Below are 17,274 nucleotides of genomic sequence, written 5' to 3' on the forward strand. Positions count from 1 at the left end.
CACCTCAATTATATGCCTATACGTCATCGTGTCTTAAAACTGCCGGAAGTACAAGTACGACCTTCGTCCCTATGCCAAGCTCACTGCTAAAAAGAATCCCGAATTCAGGTCCATACTTCAACTGTAGACGACTGTGTATATTTTTAAGCGCATAACCTGAATGTGATTCCTCACCGTCAAGCAGCCTGCGGATACGGTTCTCATCTGCCCCGATTCCATTATCCTCTACACAAATTCGGGTAAAAGCCGCCTCCTGTACAATCGAAATACGGATGAAGCCTTGTTCAATCCTATCAGCAAAGCCATGCTTGATTGAATTTTCAACCAATGGCTGTAAAATAAAATGCGGGCACTCGTACTGAAGCATGTGCTCCTCAACTTGTACCTCGAACTCATAAATGTGATTGAACCGGAAATTGAGAATGATCATATAATTGCGCACATGCTCTACCTCTTGCTCAATCGTGGTGATTTGATGCTCCTGGGTTAACGAATATCTGAACATGTTGGAGAGCACCTCCAGCTGATCGGCAACTGAATCCACCTGATGCCTGATAGCCACCCAACGAATGGATTCAAGCGTGTTATACAAAAAATGAGGATTAATTTGCATGCTCAGCATTTGCAGCCGGGCTTCCTTTTCCTTCAATTGACTGTGATACACTTTATCAATCAGATCTTTAAGCTCCAAGCCCATGGCTCTAAAATGAAACACCAGCTGTCCGATTTCATCCTTTTGCTGCACATCGAGCTTAATTTCCAGATTGCCGCGCTTAACCTTATCCATTTCGCGCTTCAGCAGCTTGATGGGTCGAATAATTCGGTTGTTTTGGATAACGGAGAAAATAATCCCAAACAGCAAACAGATCGACAGTGCGACAACAATCAATATCCTGAGAAACTTCTGCGGTTCATTAATTTGTGAGTCTGGAACCACTTTGATCACATGCCATCCTGGATTTGGCAGCTTATAATAAAATACAGAAACTTTTTCCCCATTGATCGTAGAGCGAAAATTCCCCTCAATGCCAGACATAACCTGCTGAACATAGGGCAGCTGTCCGATATGGTTTCCGATCTCACCTTTGTTCTTGGAAGACACGATTTGCCCATTGCCGTCGATAATAACCATTCCGTCATTTTGCCACGCATCATTCTCTGTGTAAGCCTGCTCCAGCGCTTGTTCGGGGATGGTTAATATTTCAACAGAAATAACAACAAATGAATTAAGATCATTAACGGCTCTAAATAAAGAGACGACATATTCATTTTCACTCGGATTTTGATAGGAACGCAGCTTATAGGTGCCGGTCCATACCGGAACTCCTTTTTGCTGGATCGCTTGCTGGAGCAGCTCCTGGTTAACCTCATTCTCATAGTAACCGAACCGATAAATCGGCTTCGTATTGTTTATAAGGAGAAAAGAGTGCAGGTAAGGCTGCACTCTGATTTCCTGCTGCAAAAAATAATTGAGTCCATTCGTACGCACTACGAATTCATACGGATAAGATTGCTCGTTCAAGTTCGATAGCTGCTGGACATCTTCATTGCCCAACAACTTATCAGATAAATATTCTATATTGGAGACGATTTGATTCAAGCGAAACTCGGTTTGCTTAAAGGATTGAAAGACGGCCTCTCTCGACTTGGAACCGATAATATCGGACGAAATCGCGAGGATTAAGAAGGACGCTGCCATTAAGGGAAGAATAACAAGCACAAACAAATATACAAAAAATTTGGTTTGGATAGACATGGTTTATATTCTCCAATTGGTATCACCCTTTTACTGCACCGCTCGTTAATCCTCTTACAAAATACTTTTGTGAACATAAAAATATGATAACTAGCGGAACCATGACAATACATATGGCCGCGGAAAGCGGTCCCCAATCTGTGCCCATCTGCGTTTGAAAAGCAATAATGCCAAGTGGTATGGTTCGAAATACCGATGCTGACATGGAAACGGTTGTCCAGAGCAGCTCTCCCCATAACCCAAAATTCAAAATGGCCACCGTCAATAGCGTTGGAATCATGATGGGTACGATCACTTTTACAAAAACCAGCATATCGTTTGCCCCGTCGACCTTGGCTGCTTCCAGCAGCTCGTTCGGAATGGACTGGAAGAAATTACGCAATATAAACGTTGCCGTGGGCACTCCCCATCCAATAAACGGAAAAATAAGCGTATAAGCTTCATTTAACAGCCTAAGCTCACTCATCATGATATAGAACGGCATAATGATCGATTCGGATGGAAACATCGTTGGAATGAGAATGAACAGCATCAGGAGCTCCGCCTTGGGAATGCGTAATCTCGCCAAAGCATATCCTGCCAATGAAGCAAATAACACGATGCCGATAATAGAAATCGATACAACATAGGTACTGTTTAATAAATAGCGTCCGATCCCGCCGTCAATGAGTGCCTTCGAATAATTAAACCATTCGATACGTTCCGGCAGTGCCCATATATTCTGAAGAAACTGCTGTGTGGATTTAAAAGATGTCATCAATACAAAGAGCAGCGGGAATAACGTGAGCAGCGTCAATAGCAGAACGGTAACTCTGGGTATCCAGACGATGGCTGTGGTTTCTCTATTAATATTCATACGTCTCTCCCCCTAGTAACCGTCTCGCTATAAGTACAGTCAACAGCAATATTCCTGTAAACAAGGCTCCCATCGATGCTGCGTAACCGAATTCATTGTAATTGAATGCGGTATCGACCATATACAAGGATACTGTCTTCGACATTGTCCCCGGACCGCCGTTCGTTAATATTCTCACCGAGTCGTAAGTTCGGAAGGCTGTGATCAAGGACAGCACTACGCACAATTGGATAATCGGCTTAAGTAATGGCAGCACAATGAGTATGAATTGACGCATGTACCCGATACCATCCATCCTGCTGGCTTCAAATATGGACTTCGGTATAAGCTGCATGGCCGTGAAACAGAGCATCATCGTAATGCCCATATTCTTATACACGTCTACAAGTACAATACTTGGCAGGACGGTTTCCGGTTCACCCAACCATACCCGCGTCAAATGCTCCAAGCCAATCGCTTCCAGTGCTTGATTCAATACCCCTTCGGGACTATAAATAAAAGTAAACAAAATCGCAATAATCGTTGTCGGAACCATCGAGGGAGTGAACAGAGCAAATCGGTAGAACGCTCCTTCTTTATTCCCCAACGGGTAGATCAGGGCTGCCAGCATAATGCCGATAACGACTGAAAACAAGGTAATAAAAATGCCCAGGAAAGTTGTATTATAAAAGCTAATAAGTGCAGTACGGTCAGCAAAAATATGAATGTAATTATCGAATCCAATCCAGTTTCTCGTTAGAAACCCATCCCACTCCTGGAAAGACAAAATCAAGTTCCATATGAAAGGAATATAGGAAACAAACAGGATCAGGAACAAGACAGGAGCCAAAAACAGAAATCCAAGGACTGTACTGCCGAGTAAATTGCCTTTACGGTTGTTCATCCATGTTTCTCTCCATTATCTAAACTTAGCTTTGTTGTCACTTCTTTTTAAGTGCTTCCTGACGTAAGGCTTCCAGATCGCTAATAATTTCTTTGAAATCAGAGCCCTTCAGGAAAAGTTTAGGCAAAAGCTGGTTCCTGAAATATTCATCGATCTTGCTGTCCACATAGGTGAATCCCGGCGGGTTGGTAATCGCATGCTTATACAAAGCACCAATCTGAGTAACTATCGGATTCGTATACTTAACATTCACGTTGGAAACCAGGAAGCCCGCATCCGCATGAATTTGCATATATTCCTGGCTGGTCAGTTTTTTGATAATTTCGACTGCTGCTTCTTTGTTGGCTGCGTTCGCCGGAATCATAAATCCGTCCGCACTGCCTGTGTAAGCCAGCTTGTTGCCCATGGTCGGAACCGGTAAAGCAACGACTTTAAATTTCGAATTCGTTGTTACTGTTGCCGCAAGTGAGGAGGCTTCGCCAATCATAGCTACTTTACCTTGGTAGAAAGCGGATTGCTCCTCGTCACGCTTAATCGTCAAAGCGCCCTTACCCGGATACCAGTAATCGTTATCATTTAATTTTTTCAGGTTTTCAAGCATCTTGGTAAACATAGGGTCTGCGATTGGAATTTGCAGCTTTGATAATTCATCCAGCTTGTTCTGTGCTTCCCCAATGCTTTGTAATCCTTCCCGCGGTAATATGATGGCTTGATCGTTAGCTGCACCGAACGGATATACGCCGGTCTTTTCCTTGATTTGCTTCAAGGCATCCAGGAATTGCTCCCAATTCCAGTTGTCGGGAATTTTAACTCCAGCTTTATCCAGAAGATCCTGGTTGGCGTAGATGAGTGGGAATACACCACTGATCGGAACACCATAAGTTTGCGAACCATACTTGCCAGTGTCCAGCATGGAGGTAAATTGCTTTCTCCATTCGCCTCCGTTCGCATCCAAATACGGTGTTAAATCGGTTACCATCTTGGAGTCAATCATCGTCTTCAAATTGTTGGGCCAATATGCATAAATATCTGCCGGCTGTCCGGAAGCGATACCTGTCTTCACGACTTTTTCCAGGTTACCCCAATCCACCGGAATCGTTTGAATATCGTATTTGCCTTTGAAATCTGCTTTCAGCTTTTCAAGCATGGGGACAAAAGACGGAAATTCTTTAATGTCACCGTAAAGCACTACTTTTCTGGGAGCTCCACTCGTGGAGCCTTCGGGCGGCTTGGCCGCATCCGGTTTCTTTGCGGTGTCCGATGTACCCGTAGCGGAATTACCTGAATCTTTCGCACATCCAACTAATGCGGTCATGGACATGAGAAACACTGAAAAGACTAACAACCCTTTTTTCAAATCGAATACCCCCAGCTTATTGATATCGCCATTACCGATTCTTTATTATTGTAAGGGTTTTCTTTTTGAAGCAGTAGGTGACAAAACTTCGATAAGTTCGATAATTCTACGAATGGAGATTGGCATGAAAAGAGCCCTTAGCAATTACACCAGGGGCTTCTCCATAATAACCGATAACGACTCCAATCATTTATTCAGACGGATATTTCATTCCCCATCCACCGCGAAGCGCATCCATTGTTCTCATAATGCCTAACGATTCATCCAGCGGCATCATGTCGCTTTCAATTTTTCCTTCTCGAAGACAACGCATCGCTTCGGCTGCTTCATACATGTAACCTATCGGTGCAGCGCAATCCTCAAAGCGCTCCACCTGTTTTCCGTACACGGACAATTCCGCTGTTTTGGCATTCCAGAATGACGGCACTCGAATTTCGCCTTCCGTTCCGGAAATAATGGTTTCGTGCTTTGTTTTTATACGAAGTGCCGCCATCAGATTGGCCGTTTGTCTTCCCTCATAGCCAAATAAAGCTGAAAATTCTTCATCCACGCCTGTTGTTCCGATATGAGCCAGACTTTGAATGGTAGAAGGCTGCGTGCCATAAATCATCGAGATAAAAGATACACAATAAATGCCGACATCCAATAAAGTCCCTCCGGCGAGCGTCGGGTTAAACAGTCTGCTTTCCGGTATCCATTCAGCGCGATTACCGAATCTTACGTCAACCATACGTACATCCCCTATTGCTCCACTCGCCAGCCATTCCCTCACTTTATGTATCGTAGGTAAAAACCGCGTCCACATAGCCTCCATAAGGAATACCTGCTTCTCGCGGGCAACTTGGATCAGCTCCTCCAATTCGGCTGCATTCACTGTGAACGACTTCTCGCAAATTACGGCTTTACCACCCAATAGGCAAGCTAACACGTTCTCTCTGTGCTCCGAGTGCGGAGTTGCCACATAGATGATGTCCACATTCGGATCCTGAATAAGTGCTTCATAGCTGCCATAAGCATTCGGGATGTTGTGCTTCAACGCGAATTCAGCTGCTCGTTCCTCGGATCGTGAACCCACAGCGACAATCTGCGCTTCCGGAAGATGCGCCAAATCTTTGGCAAATGCATTTGCGATACGGCCTGGACCAAGAATCCCCCATTTGATCTTTTGATTCATGGATAAACACCTCGTTTTATAAAATTAGTCATGCTTCAACCTATTCTGTAAGCGGTCCTGATAGTAAATAATTTGAGTAGTTAGCTTAAAGATTAAATTAATTATAGTCCATATTAATTTTAAGCACAATATATCAATTTAATAAGCGTTCAAATAAATACGATGAATGGACAAACCTAAATAAAGGATAACCACAAGGCTATCCTCCAAACGTACAAACTATCACTTTCCTATCATTTCAACTAATGCCTGCTTGTTGATCTTGCCACTCAGATTTACAGGGAATTGAGCAATCTCTATGAATTTGCTGGGAAGAATGCCTGGGAAAATGTACTGCATTAAATGTTCTCTGAGCTGTGTGGTGGTGACAGGCTCCGTTGTCGTATAGTAGGCGAATAATTTTCTGTTACTGCCACTATTACCTATACCCAGCACACAGGCATCATGAATAGAGGAATGCGTCATCAGGTGCTTGCGAATAGTTTCGGGGTGCACCAGAATACCGTTGATTTTAAGCTGATCATCGATTCTGCCGCCATAGTCGACTCTTCCATCCTCCAGCCATCTTCCCATGTCTCCTGTTCGGTACAGAAGTTGACCGGATTCATACGGATTCACGATGAACCTCTCTTGCGTCAGCTCCTCGCGGTTCAGGTATCCTGCAGCCAATCCGTCTCCTGTTATGCAAATTTCTCCCCATACGCCAACCGGGCAAAGCTGCAGCCCCCGATTCAACACATAGATCCTCGTATTGGCAATCGGCCTGCCCAAAGTCACTCTATCTTCCTCAACATCCGAGGCCAGAGCGTCCACTGTTGCCTCTGTCGGCCCGTAATGATTGTATAGCTTATAACCCCTTTGAATGATGCGGTCCTTAAGCTCCCGTTCCAAAATATCTCCACCTGTAATGACGACTCGAACGCTTTCCAGTTGATCATCGTCTGCAATCAGTGGCAGCAAGGTAGGCACGAGCGGTAAGATATGCACCTGATGCTTATCAATAAAATTGCGAAAAGCTCCTTTATGGAGCAGCAATTCGCTTCTTATAAGAATCACGGTTCCACCGTTAAGTAAAGGTCCAAATATGGATTCCACCGAAGCGTCAAACGTCAGGTTGGCGGATTGAAGCGTTCGAGTATTCTCCGCGATGTGGTATTTCACACCCAACCAGCAGCAGAAGTTAACAACTCCCTGATGCCCTACCATGACTCCTTTGGGGGTGCCTGTCGTTCCTGAGGTGTAGATGACATAAGCCAGATCAGAAGCACGGCCTTCCGCTAAAAGGTTGGTTCCATTACTATTTTCAATTTCATAAGATTTCGGATCGTAAGGATTAAGCAGCTCGACACCGATAGAATTGGACAAGGATTGCGTCACAGCGATGCAGGCTCCACTATCTGCCAATATCGTTCGGGTAAGTAATTCTGGTGACCGAACGTCAATAGGCAAATACGCTGCACCCGATTTCAATATCGCCAGCAGCCCAATGATCATCTCCAACGTACGATCTGCTGTAATGGCCACAATGCTGCCCCGTCCAGCCCCCCTACTTCGCAGCTTAATTGCCAATTGTGTCGATTTCCGATCCAGCTCCGCATAGCTGATGCTTTCTTTGTTGCATACCACCGCAATCTGTTCAGGATAAGCAGCCGCCTGCATCCCAAAACGACTGTGAATCGTTTGATCCTTCTCATAATCAGTTAGAGTTTGATTAAAAGCATAGAGCAGCTGTAAACGCTCTTCGGGCACAACCATTTCTATATCCTTAATGGGTGTCTCTTCATCACGAAGCAGGGCTTCATAAACCTTCATCAAATGCCCCTTAAAACGATCGGCTGATATTTCGTTATGCAAATGCGAGTTCTGCTGCCTATCGATGTCCATGATGATCTCAAGCGCACTCTTCCAGGGATCCTCCAATTCTGAAACCGAGAAAGCTTCGGTGTTCCGTGCGAAAGTAACAGATAAACCATTGACTGCTTCATAGGGAGCTAGAGCTTCACGCAGCTTCTCTTTCCATTCCTTGAACGTATCCTCTATACAGACCGGTACGTCTATACTAATGATAGTCTCTCCTGCAAACCCTGTGTTTTTACAGGTCCATACAGGCATGTCATGTGTGGTGTGGATGAACAGCTGAAGCTGATCGGGATCATGATATTTCATCAGCACAATACCCCAAGCCATATGTAAATAAGAGAATATCATCGCAATCCCCCTCCTTGTTGATAGACAGAGGTAAGCTTTCCCTTAAATTGAATCACTGCATCCGCTAAGACTTGATCTCCCTCGGCATGCTTAACGAGCCGCTCCTCCAGCCGATCCCAGACCTTGTCTACGGGAAGCAGCAAACCTTTTAATGCGAGATTGACTGTAGCTCGCCAGCCATCCATATAGCTTGACACTGCCTGACGGACAGCAACCATCTCATCGTTAGGGCCGGGTGGAAGTGGGGTCACATCAAATATGCGGATCAAACCACTTAACCGATGCTGCATATGCCGGGTTCCTTTGAGAATTTCGCACTTGCGGATCGGTGGCAAATCCGAAGCGATCAGTTGGTTGGCGAAGGAACCGAGGTGAAAAGTATCCGTCTGCAGCATCCGGCCCGTATACATCAGTACCTGCTCCTCCGAAATCTCACTGCACCTCGGCTCAAGAGCTTGATAAGGCAGTTTCATCACTTCATGCGCCTGTCGCAAAGCTTTGCCAGCCATCGCACCCTGGAAGGCGGGATGATCATCGTAAATTCGGTACTCACCATTGGGCAATATTTGCTGTACCCATATATAATGTCCGGCATGCTCTTGACCGTAAAAAACCTTGGCATGAGGCAAATAAAATAAATCACAGGGAAGCAGTACCTGAAGGCCGCTCCGCAGCACGTCATCGATCCAGCCGCTATTGTACTGCCGTCGAATCCCATACAGCTCAAACAGCTGCCGCTCCGTCGCCAATACACGCGTCAAGTCAAAATCCACATCTACTTCCGACCATTCAGGCACAAAAGCCCATCGATCAATCATCGCTGCATAAGCATGCACCTGGGGATATAAAGCCAGCAGCTTATCGATATAGCAATCCACCCATTGCTGCTTCATGGCTCCAAAGAATCCACGTCTAGTTTGGCGCAGATCCGATCAACCATATTCCGCACAGTGGCAAAATTTTCGAATAATAGCTCTTCATCATCAAAAACAATCTCAAATCTCGTTTCAAATTCAATGACAAGGTTCATGGAATTAAATGAATCCATCCCGAGACTGGCCAGATCCTTATCCAAAGTCAGAGCTTCATCCGTTTGCAATACCTCCTGCACCTTGCTGCAGACGAAATCCATAACCGAGTCCTTGTTTACAATCGTTTGGCTCATTCTATGATCCCTCTCTTTTCTTATATCAATTATATGCTCAATATTATTTTACATTTGTATCCAGTTAGTATAATCAAGCTCAATACCACCAAACAGTTTAAGCATGCTGAGATCTGTTCGATACCGATTTAATGTCCACCTTTGCATCGTATTGCGATTCATTCCCTCCCACTTGCGCAGATACGTAGTATACAATAGCAGATGGCGCAGCAGCATCCAATCCGGTACGCTTTGCAGCAGTACCTTGCTTACGGTTTGATGGTGAGAATAGCCCTCCAATACATGATGCATAAAATGTCTGGCAAACGACGCTTTATCTGCTGTAGAGCGATCACCATCGATAGCGTAATACATGGCGACAGCGATATCACTGGCATAATGATGATAGACCATACCATCAAAGTCAAAAACGATCATCCTGCCCTCATGAACATGAAAGTTGCGATGATGCAGATCATTATGGATCAATCCAAACTGGTCCGGGTGCTCAGGAAGCTGCTTAAGCCTTAACAGGCAGGGGTTCAAGGCTTTGCCAAGCAACGGATCAGCAGCAACCTTCAACAACGCAGCATGATATAATTCATCCTCATCCCATCGATGCCGTTTCCACTCCGGTCTAGACGGTTTATACTTTGAGGTAACCTGATGCAGCTTGCCTAGCAGTTGACCCCACTGCTGGAACAGCTCCGGTCCCCATACCTCCGGATTAGCAGGCTGCCCTTCGGCCCATTCCAATGCGTATGCCCAGTAGCCATCCTTTGAAGGATCACCGATTGACTCTACATAGCTGCCGTTTAACGAGACAATCGCCCTTGCTACGGGTACGCCATGGTCCACCGCAAAGTGGACAAAATCGATTTCCCCCAAAATGTCAGCTTCTGTCCGATGCTGCCGATCTATGATTTTGAGTACATACTGTTTTCCTCGATTAGTCCAGGCGTATACGCTGCTCTCAAAGCTTTCCAATGGTATAAATAGGGTATTCGCCTCAGCGAACCTGCTGCCGGCATCAAGCAACACTTTCTCGTCGATTTGATTGTTGGCGGTCAACATATCAGTTCGCGTTCTCCAGATGGTCGAGCAGCTGTTCCAGAAAATCCTTCTCGTAGGCTTTAAGCTCTTCAATCCCATGAATCGCTCTGGCGATATTGCGAGGGTCCTGCACAATGCGCTGCTTGACACAAAGCTGGTGAACGATCATCGTTTTTCTTAATACCTGCTCCGCCATCGCGATAAACCTGTCATCGGTCATATAATAGTTGGCAAATAAATATTTCATTCGCTCAATCATCAGTTTTTTATGATTCACTAACGTTTGTAAAGCTTTCATGTGGATGATCGGTTTGCCACTATCGCGCTCCAACTCCAAAAATTGAATCAGTAAGTCATAGGCGCTTAAGCCGAACCAGAAATCGATTCGCTTGGGATTCCTTTCCGTTACCGGCTTGGATAACAGGTGCTCTTCCAAGGATCTTATAATTAATTTGATGTCAAATTCGAATATGGGTGTGTTCAAAGCCTGATACGGAAACTGGATAATTTCCAGTGTTTGGCTGGCTCGCTGGGTTACCGGACCCGCATGGGCAAGCGCTTCTTGAAAGAGCTCAAAGCTGAGCGTCCGGTTTGTGGTAAAGACAGGTGGATCGCCAAAAAATCCGGCAATTCGGAACAGTCTTTGCTCCCAATCATACCCATGTACCAATACATGATGGACAAGATGGTATTTAAGATAAGCATGCATGCCAGGAATATAAAATTCATCCAGCGCGATCGCCAAATACTGCTGCTTGTTCAAACAATCCACGAACAATTCGATACTGTCAGTGAACCATGACCGCAGCTGATCGGTGTGTAATTTGGAGACATAAGTGTACGGCAGGCTGTGAAAATGAGAGGAAGTAGCCAGGTGAATGAAATTGCCCTTATCAAAATGCGGAACACCGAATATATGAATATAATTGGTAACTATCCACGGCAGCGATTTGTCCTTGCGTGTCAGAATGATGGCTTGAGAAAATGCGTGAAACGAATGCACATCGATAATAGGAACCCCCAGTGGGAGGTTAACCACACGGTTATCTGTTATCATCGCGATCTCCTTTCATTGGACAGCTCTGTCCATAAAGTCCTCCAGCCATTTTTCATGTGTCTGAAGCAGCGACATATATCGTTCCTGGAGCGGCTGCAGCTTATGCGGCTGTATGGACAATCCGATTTTGTACAGCTGGTATAAACTTTTTTTCCATTCATTGCGGTTGATATGAAGCTGCATCTGCATCCCTTCCGAATCTCCGACTCGGTCCCTATGCTTCCCGATAAATTGTTCGAAGTAATCCAATTGATGCAGGATGCCACCGATTCGCAGGCAGTAATACATGTTTTTGCAGGTGTTCGTAAACTCCGCAGGCTTCATGTCAATCAACCGTGACCAATCAGCCACATAGGCTCTATAGGCCTCCAGCCCTTGATAACGCCCTTCAGGCAAATGATGTCTGTGATTAAAGCGTTTGATGCTCGCGAGTGCCCTGTGATACCGTTCATCGGCATTCGAGGCGTTTTTTTGAAAAGGATCGACCTCAAACCAGGCATATCCCCATACTCCAGCAAGCAGCTGTGACAGCGATAACGGACCCGTGTAGGATAACGTTTGTCCGGAACCATCCAGAAAGGAGGTATCCGCGACCTGTGCGACTTGATTGATTTCATCGATTCCAAATAAAAGTAAAATATGATTACGCTCTACACCATCACGAAAAACAGCATGATAATCCAAATAAGGACTGCGCATAAAAATCAGGATTACCCGATTTTCCTGTAAGATCTCGTGAAAGATGTCCAGCACCGAACCCCCGACCTCGAACGTAAACTGGGCACACAGCCCATAGCAAGCGGCAAACTGTTGGAGGATCGTCTCCTGAGATGCAAGCCACATCGTGCTCAAATTTCCATTGTATGCGAGATTCATGCCGTCGCTTTGAAAATAAATGTCTGCCTCCGCTACCTCCATGTCCAATTCGGGACGTTCTCTGATCAACAAGTGACGCAATCCCGAAAACAAGCAGTGATGTCCGGACTGAATTGTAAAATCATTCACAATGCACATTGACATGCTGGCCTAACGACTCCTTTCCACCCTTTATGCTCACTTGCTGACATTGCCGATAGTTAGATGCCTGGACTGGAAGGGAAGGACAATATGCTTGCTGATCCGCTCCAGCTCCTGCGTGCTAATCAAGCCGGATAGTATAAAATAATTCACGCCAATCGTATGAAATCGGCTAATGGTGTGCCGTACCTCCTCGTAAGATCCGACAATGGAAAAGCCATTCGATGTATTCAGCTGTGACAACCCAGACCATAACGTCGACGAAGGACTCCCTTCTGCTTGTGCATGTTTGGATTGTGCATGTTTGGATTGCGAATAATAATTATGATATTTGGAAATGCCGACCGAGTCACTATTGTTGCGAAACAGACGGTTCATCCTTTTTTCAAACGGGCTGGCGCTCTCCAGAAATTGATAGGCAGCCTCCCACGCTTCTTCCGTCGTTTCCCGCGCAATAATATCGATCATGATTCCACAATGCGGATTTGGATCCAGATTCAGATTCGTACGCAGCTCAGATACCAATTTACGAAAGCTTGTAAAATGCTGCTTAATCTCATCCAGCTCATGTCCGAATACCAGATAACCATCAGCAAATTCAGCTGCAATAGCCATCGCTTCCTGCGAGCTGCCAGCCATGAACAGCCTGCCAGTCGGTACGTCCCGTTTAGGAAATAGCTCCGCATTTTGCACATCGAAGCAGTCTCCATGATAATGAGTAATCCCGCCCTGCTGCAAACGGAGGTAAAGATCGATGAATTCTTTGGTTCGCTTATAACGTGAGGCGTGGTCACCAGCCCGCGTCATCTTTCCAAGCTCGACCTGCGAGCTGCCTGTTACAACATTCAAATCAATGCGTCCAGCTGAAATCGAGCTTAATGTGTTAAAAGCTTTGGCAGTCGTCGTTGGCAGGCAATAGCTCGTGTTCTGCGCAACGAGAATACGGATTTGCTCTGTTTCCTGCGTTAACACCGTAGCCATAATCCAGGGGTCCATATAAGAGTTGGCGTTAATCAGTAGCACCGATCGAAACCCGCCTGCTTCCGCAAGCTGTGTCTGCTGTAGAATCGTCTCCAAATTACCTTCCGGCAGCATCCAGCAAAATTCCATATGCGTCACCCGCCGATTCCTTTGATTTATTGATATTTGCCGACCAGTTCCTGGATGCGGCGAAGCGTGGATACATTCTCAGTTAACAAATCATCATCATCAATTTCGATGCCATAGACGATTTCCAGCTCGACCACCAATTCAACGACAAGGATCGAGTTCAGATTGTATTCGATCAAATCATCATCAGGTCCAATCGATTCCAGCACTTCACGCTCCTGTTTAAGCACCCGCTCCAATATATCCAGAAGCTCCGTATCGTGAGTTGTCCTTGGTATGGTTATGGTTAACACCTCTCTTATAGATGTAGTTCAAAAAGTCCCCTTTGATCACGAAGTTTCACTGAAAGCCTACTCGGCATCGAATCTTGCATTCAGGCTCGAAGTCCGGTGCTCATTTAGGTTTGCCTAAACTCTGCTCCTCCTTCTTTACCTTCTTGCAACATTCTCGGTGCTGAAAAGCGACTCTTTGAACTTGCACTTATAGAAACTGGTCATAAATAATGCCGCCCATCGATGATCTTTTTGCCTTGATACAGGTTTTGCTTATCTTTAAAATCCCTCCATGCCGTAATAATAGTAAGTACCTCGCAGCGATTCACAACCTCCTCTACAGAGTCCGCATACCTAATGGGTAATCCGTAGGCATTGTGGAAATTTTCCATGGCCATTGGATCATAAGCTACAATCCGACTATAGCCGCGGTCCAGCAGCAGTCCAATAATATCCCTGGATACCGCACCTCGGACATCATCGCTTTCCGGTTTGAACGACAATCCAAGGATGCCAATCGTACCCTCAGGCTGGACGGACGCAGCAATTTGCTCGACAATATGCCTTTTAATATCCTCATTGACCTGCAGCACCGCTTTCAGCATCACAGCCTCATGTCCGTAATGGCCTGCATGTGCATATAAGGATAACGTATCCTTGGGCAAACAATAACCGCCAAAACCGCAGCCAGGAAAAACGTAGTCTGTCATTTTTGCGGGATGTCCCTGCCATCTCTTGTCCTCATGGAGCAGGTGAAACACCTGTGTGATATCTATATGGCCAATCCGGGCTGCGATCATCGACAATTCGTTAGCAAAGCTGATCAGGGTAGCCAGCAGTGCATTGGAGGCATATTTGACAAACTCGGCGGTATGCGCGGATACATAATGGATGGGAACTCCAAAATTCGCATAAAGCTCACGTACCCGCTGTGCTCCTATAGGATCAACCTCTCCAATGATAATACGATCAGGTTGCACAAAATCATTCCATGCCGAGCCCTCACGCAGAAATTCCGGGTTATGAGCCAAGCCTATATTTTCCCCGATCCGATAGCCCCGATTTTCCAAAAGCAATTGGACAACATCCGTTGTCGTGGACGCTGGAACAGTCGATTTGATCACGATAACAGGGTAAGGCTTGGGCTGCGATAGCTGCTCCAAGGCATCCAGATATGCACTGACTGCACGCTGCAGATCACCCAAATCGGTTTCACCGCTCAATGAACTTGGCGTTCCTACACATATAAAAAGGGTATCGGCTTGAGCTACAGCCTCTGCCAGCGTATCGCATACGATAAATCGGTCTCCGACGTAGCGCTCCAGCTGCTCCTGAAGGTGTGGCTCATGAAAAGCAATCCGCTTGCCCTTGTACAGCTCCCGCTTACGCTCATCCGCATCATAAGCAAATACTTGCTGACCTGAACAATGAGCCAGCCCCAACCCCGTCGTAAGTCCAACAAATCCCAAGCCCATAACCGCAATCATGAATGAACCCCTTCTCTTTCTCGGGCGAGAAAGGACAAATACCGTCTTACTCCCTGCTCGACATCGATTCCGGGCTGAAAGCCGAGCAGTTGTCTCGCCTTGGTTATATCGGGACATCTGCGTGATGGATTGCCGGTTAAATAATCCTTTTCCAGCGATGGCTGATAGCGGATTGCACCTGAGTAGCCCCACAGCTCTAAAGCCTGTTCGCGAAAAATACTGGCCAGCTGCAGCACCGTCATCTCCGGTCGATCCATCCCGATATTGAAGCAGTCGAATTGTTCATAGGTCAATACCTTAATGTAACCGGCAATCGCATCAGCAATATAACAAAAGGTACGGGTAGGCGTCCCATCTGAATGGATCACCAAATCCTCATGTGACAGCACTGCCTGGGCGAAATCCGCAGGTACTCTTTTATCCCCAACCGCCATACCCGGTCCGAAGTTATTGAACGGTCTGACGATCCGTATTGGCATCTGGTACGTCTGATGATACACATAACACAGCGTTTCCCCCATACGCTTCGACTCATCGTAGCAGGCACGTGGACCGAGTGAGCTCACGTTGCCCAGATAGGTTTCCGCGGTTGGAATGCTTTCCTGCACAGGATCACCATACACCTCACTGCTGGAGAAAAACAGCAAACCCTCCAGCGGACGATGATGGTAAAATTCCAGCAGATTGTTCAGTCCGAGCACATTGGCATGAATCGTTTCAATCGGGAACTGGCGATAATAGGTAGGAGATGCAATTGACGCCAAATGAATGACATAGTCCGCCCGATGTGCTGCAGGTATCGAGTCCAGCTTATCGACAGCAATATCAAAGCTGTATACCTCGATATCGGCTTCATTGCGGGAAAGCTCCTCCAGCCATGATGATCTGCCCGAACGGAATGTATCCAGCAGGATAAGTGATCGATATTGGATTCCCTGCTGTTTTAAGTAGACGAAGTAATGCGTTAAATAAAAGCCGATAAATCCGCCGCAGCCGGTGATCACAATCGTTTTCCCTGCAAATCGGCCCGCTTTCTCTGTTTGGCCACATATATAAGCCAGATCCTCAAGCATAATATCGTTTCCGGTCATCAAAGGCACCGCTCCTTTTCAGCATTCTGATTTCCAGCTATACGACTGGTATTCCAAGGCACATTACCGGAAGCCCACAAGCTTTCCAAATGCTGTTTATCTCTCATCGTGTCCATGCACTCCCAGAAGCCGGTATGCCGATAAGCCATCAATTGCCCATCTTCAGCCAAGCGAGTCAACACATCGCTCTCCAGCACCTCTTCATCGCTGCTCAAATAATCAAGCACACCCGGCTCAAATACAAAAAAACCGCCATTAATCCAGCTCTCTGTATCCAGCTTTTCCTTAAAGCGCACGACCTGATCTCCCTGCAGATCGACGGTACCAAATCGCGCTCGCGGCCGTACCAGTGTCAAGGTTGCCAATCTGCCATGCGAACGGTGGAAATCCATCAGACGCGTCATATCCACATCACTCACGCCATCACCGTACGTCACCATAAAGGTCTCCTTGTTCAACTGATCCCTTAACCGATACAAGCGTCCACCTGTCATGCTATGAAGTCCAGTATCCACGAGGTGAACAATCCAATCCCTTTCCGGCCGCTTGCTCACCTCAACAGCAGAGCTGGACATATGGATCGAAAAATCATTTTGCAAATACACGTAATTCAAAAAATACTGCTTGATCACCTCAGCCTTGTAGCCAAGTGCGACGATAAATTCCTTGAATCCGTAAGCTGCATACCCCTGCATGATGTGGCATAAAATCGGCAAGCCCCCGATCTCTACCATCGGCTTGGGCTTAAGCACGGTTTCTTCCCCCAGTCGGGTACCCAGGCCACCTGCGAATAATACGATTTTGGTCAT

Annotated in this window: 16 protein-coding genes; all 16 read right to left on the bottom strand. The window is 46.2% G+C overall.

Features of this window, described 5'->3' with window-relative positions:
- Positions 1-16: 16 nt before the first annotated feature.
- Positions 17-1,756 (bottom strand): sensor histidine kinase, encoded by a 1,740-nt coding sequence (locus NST47_RS22390; RefSeq protein ID WP_341157118.1) that lies wholly within the window; start codon positions 1,754-1,756, stop codon positions 17-19.
- A 22-nt stretch (positions 1,757-1,778) separates the two neighbouring features.
- Positions 1,779-2,612, bottom strand: coding sequence for a carbohydrate ABC transporter permease (locus tag NST47_RS22395; RefSeq protein ID WP_341157119.1), 834 nt, complete (start codon positions 2,610-2,612; stop codon positions 1,779-1,781).
- Entirely contained in the window at positions 2,602-3,495 is an 894-nt protein-coding gene (locus NST47_RS22400) for a carbohydrate ABC transporter permease (RefSeq protein ID WP_341157120.1), read from the bottom strand. The genes NST47_RS22395 and NST47_RS22400 overlap by 11 nt, the downstream gene beginning before the upstream one ends.
- 37 nt (positions 3,496-3,532) lie before the next feature.
- A complete protein-coding gene (locus NST47_RS22405) occupies positions 3,533-4,810 on the bottom strand; it encodes an ABC transporter substrate-binding protein (protein WP_341157121.1) in 1,278 nt (425 codons plus the stop codon).
- A gap of 232 nt (positions 4,811-5,042) precedes the next feature.
- A complete protein-coding gene (locus NST47_RS22410) occupies positions 5,043-6,026 on the bottom strand; it encodes a Gfo/Idh/MocA family protein (protein WP_341157122.1) in 984 nt (327 codons plus the stop codon).
- A gap of 222 nt (positions 6,027-6,248) precedes the next feature.
- A complete protein-coding gene (locus NST47_RS22415) occupies positions 6,249-8,234 on the bottom strand; it encodes a non-ribosomal peptide synthetase (protein ID WP_341157123.1) in 1,986 nt (661 codons plus the stop codon).
- Positions 8,231-9,127 carry a hypothetical protein gene (locus tag NST47_RS22420; protein ID WP_341157124.1) on the bottom strand — a complete coding sequence of 299 codons (897 nt, stop codon included), beginning with the start codon at positions 9,125-9,127 and terminating at the stop codon, positions 8,231-8,233. Before NST47_RS22420 ends, NST47_RS22415 begins: the two co-directional genes overlap by 4 nt.
- A complete protein-coding gene (locus NST47_RS22425) occupies positions 9,124-9,399 on the bottom strand; it encodes an acyl carrier protein (RefSeq protein WP_083689040.1) in 276 nt (91 codons plus the stop codon). The genes NST47_RS22420 and NST47_RS22425 overlap by 4 nt, the downstream gene beginning before the upstream one ends.
- A gap of 48 nt (positions 9,400-9,447) precedes the next feature.
- Positions 9,448-10,452, bottom strand: coding sequence for a phosphotransferase enzyme family protein (locus NST47_RS22430; protein WP_341157125.1), 1,005 nt, complete (start codon positions 10,450-10,452; stop codon positions 9,448-9,450).
- A 1-nt stretch (position 10,453) separates the two neighbouring features.
- On the bottom strand, positions 10,454-11,488 hold the full coding sequence (locus tag NST47_RS22435) for a hypothetical protein (protein WP_341157126.1): 1,035 nt from the start codon (positions 11,486-11,488) through the stop codon (positions 10,454-10,456).
- Between the two features lie 12 nt (positions 11,489-11,500).
- Complete coding sequence (locus tag NST47_RS22440) at positions 11,501-12,493, bottom strand: hypothetical protein (protein ID WP_341157127.1); 993 nt, start codon at positions 12,491-12,493, stop codon at positions 11,501-11,503.
- 48 nt (positions 12,494-12,541) lie between these two features.
- The gene (locus tag NST47_RS22445) at positions 12,542-13,615 is read right to left on the bottom strand and encodes an LLM class flavin-dependent oxidoreductase (RefSeq protein WP_341157128.1); all 1,074 of its coding nucleotides are present in this window, start codon (positions 13,613-13,615) and stop codon (positions 12,542-12,544) included.
- 26 nt (positions 13,616-13,641) lie between these two features.
- Positions 13,642-13,908 (bottom strand): phosphopantetheine-binding protein, encoded by a 267-nt coding sequence (locus NST47_RS22450; RefSeq protein ID WP_341157129.1) that lies wholly within the window; start codon positions 13,906-13,908, stop codon positions 13,642-13,644.
- Between the two features lie 200 nt (positions 13,909-14,108).
- Positions 14,109-15,374 carry a UDP-glucose dehydrogenase family protein gene (locus tag NST47_RS22455; protein WP_341157130.1) on the bottom strand — a complete coding sequence of 422 codons (1,266 nt, stop codon included), beginning with the start codon at positions 15,372-15,374 and terminating at the stop codon, positions 14,109-14,111.
- Positions 15,371-16,465 (bottom strand): NAD-dependent epimerase/dehydratase family protein, encoded by a 1,095-nt coding sequence (locus NST47_RS22460; RefSeq protein WP_341157131.1) that lies wholly within the window; start codon positions 16,463-16,465, stop codon positions 15,371-15,373. The genes NST47_RS22455 and NST47_RS22460 overlap by 4 nt, the downstream gene beginning before the upstream one ends.
- Complete coding sequence (gene rfbF / locus NST47_RS22465; RefSeq protein ID WP_341157132.1) at positions 16,465-17,274, bottom strand: glucose-1-phosphate cytidylyltransferase; 810 nt, start codon at positions 17,272-17,274, stop codon at positions 16,465-16,467. The genes NST47_RS22460 and rfbF overlap by 1 nt, the downstream gene beginning before the upstream one ends.

The organism is Paenibacillus sp. FSL H8-0034 (assembly GCF_038000305.1).
Lineage (GTDB): Bacteria > Bacillota > Bacilli > Paenibacillales > NBRC-103111 > Paenibacillus_S.

Coding starts and splice junctions, on each gene's coding strand:
- NST47_RS22445 (WP_341157128.1), bottom strand. CDS start 13,615: ATGGAATTTTGCTGGATGCTGCCGGAAGGTAATTTGGAGACGATTCTA.
- NST47_RS22420 (WP_341157124.1), bottom strand. CDS start 9,127: ATGAAGCAGCAATGGGTGGATTGCTATATCGATAAGCTGCTGGCTTTA.
- NST47_RS22405 (WP_341157121.1), bottom strand. CDS start 4,810: ATGACCGCATTAGTTGGATGTGCGAAAGATTCAGGTAATTCCGCTACG.
- NST47_RS22415 (WP_341157123.1), bottom strand. CDS start 8,234: ATGATATTCTCTTATTTACATATGGCTTGGGGTATTGTGCTGATGAAA.
- NST47_RS22410 (WP_341157122.1), bottom strand. CDS start 6,026: ATGAATCAAAAGATCAAATGGGGGATTCTTGGTCCAGGCCGTATCGCA.
- NST47_RS22455 (WP_341157130.1), bottom strand. CDS start 15,374: ATGATTGCGGTTATGGGCTTGGGATTTGTTGGACTTACGACGGGGTTG.
- NST47_RS22435 (WP_341157126.1), bottom strand. CDS start 11,488: ATGATAACAGATAACCGTGTGGTTAACCTCCCACTGGGGGTTCCTATT.
- rfbF (WP_341157132.1), bottom strand. CDS start 17,274: ATGACCAAAATCGTATTATTCGCAGGTGGCCTGGGTACCCGACTGGGG.
- NST47_RS22425 (WP_083689040.1), bottom strand. CDS start 9,399: ATGAGCCAAACGATTGTAAACAAGGACTCGGTTATGGATTTCGTCTGC.
- NST47_RS22460 (WP_341157131.1), bottom strand. CDS start 16,465: ATGACCGGAAACGATATTATGCTTGAGGATCTGGCTTATATATGTGGC.
- NST47_RS22395 (WP_341157119.1), bottom strand. CDS start 2,612: ATGAATATTAATAGAGAAACCACAGCCATCGTCTGGATACCCAGAGTT.
- NST47_RS22400 (WP_341157120.1), bottom strand. CDS start 3,495: ATGAACAACCGTAAAGGCAATTTACTCGGCAGTACAGTCCTTGGATTT.
- NST47_RS22430 (WP_341157125.1), bottom strand. CDS start 10,452: ATGTTGACCGCCAACAATCAAATCGACGAGAAAGTGTTGCTTGATGCC.
- NST47_RS22390 (WP_341157118.1), bottom strand. CDS start 1,756: ATGTCTATCCAAACCAAATTTTTTGTATATTTGTTTGTGCTTGTTATT.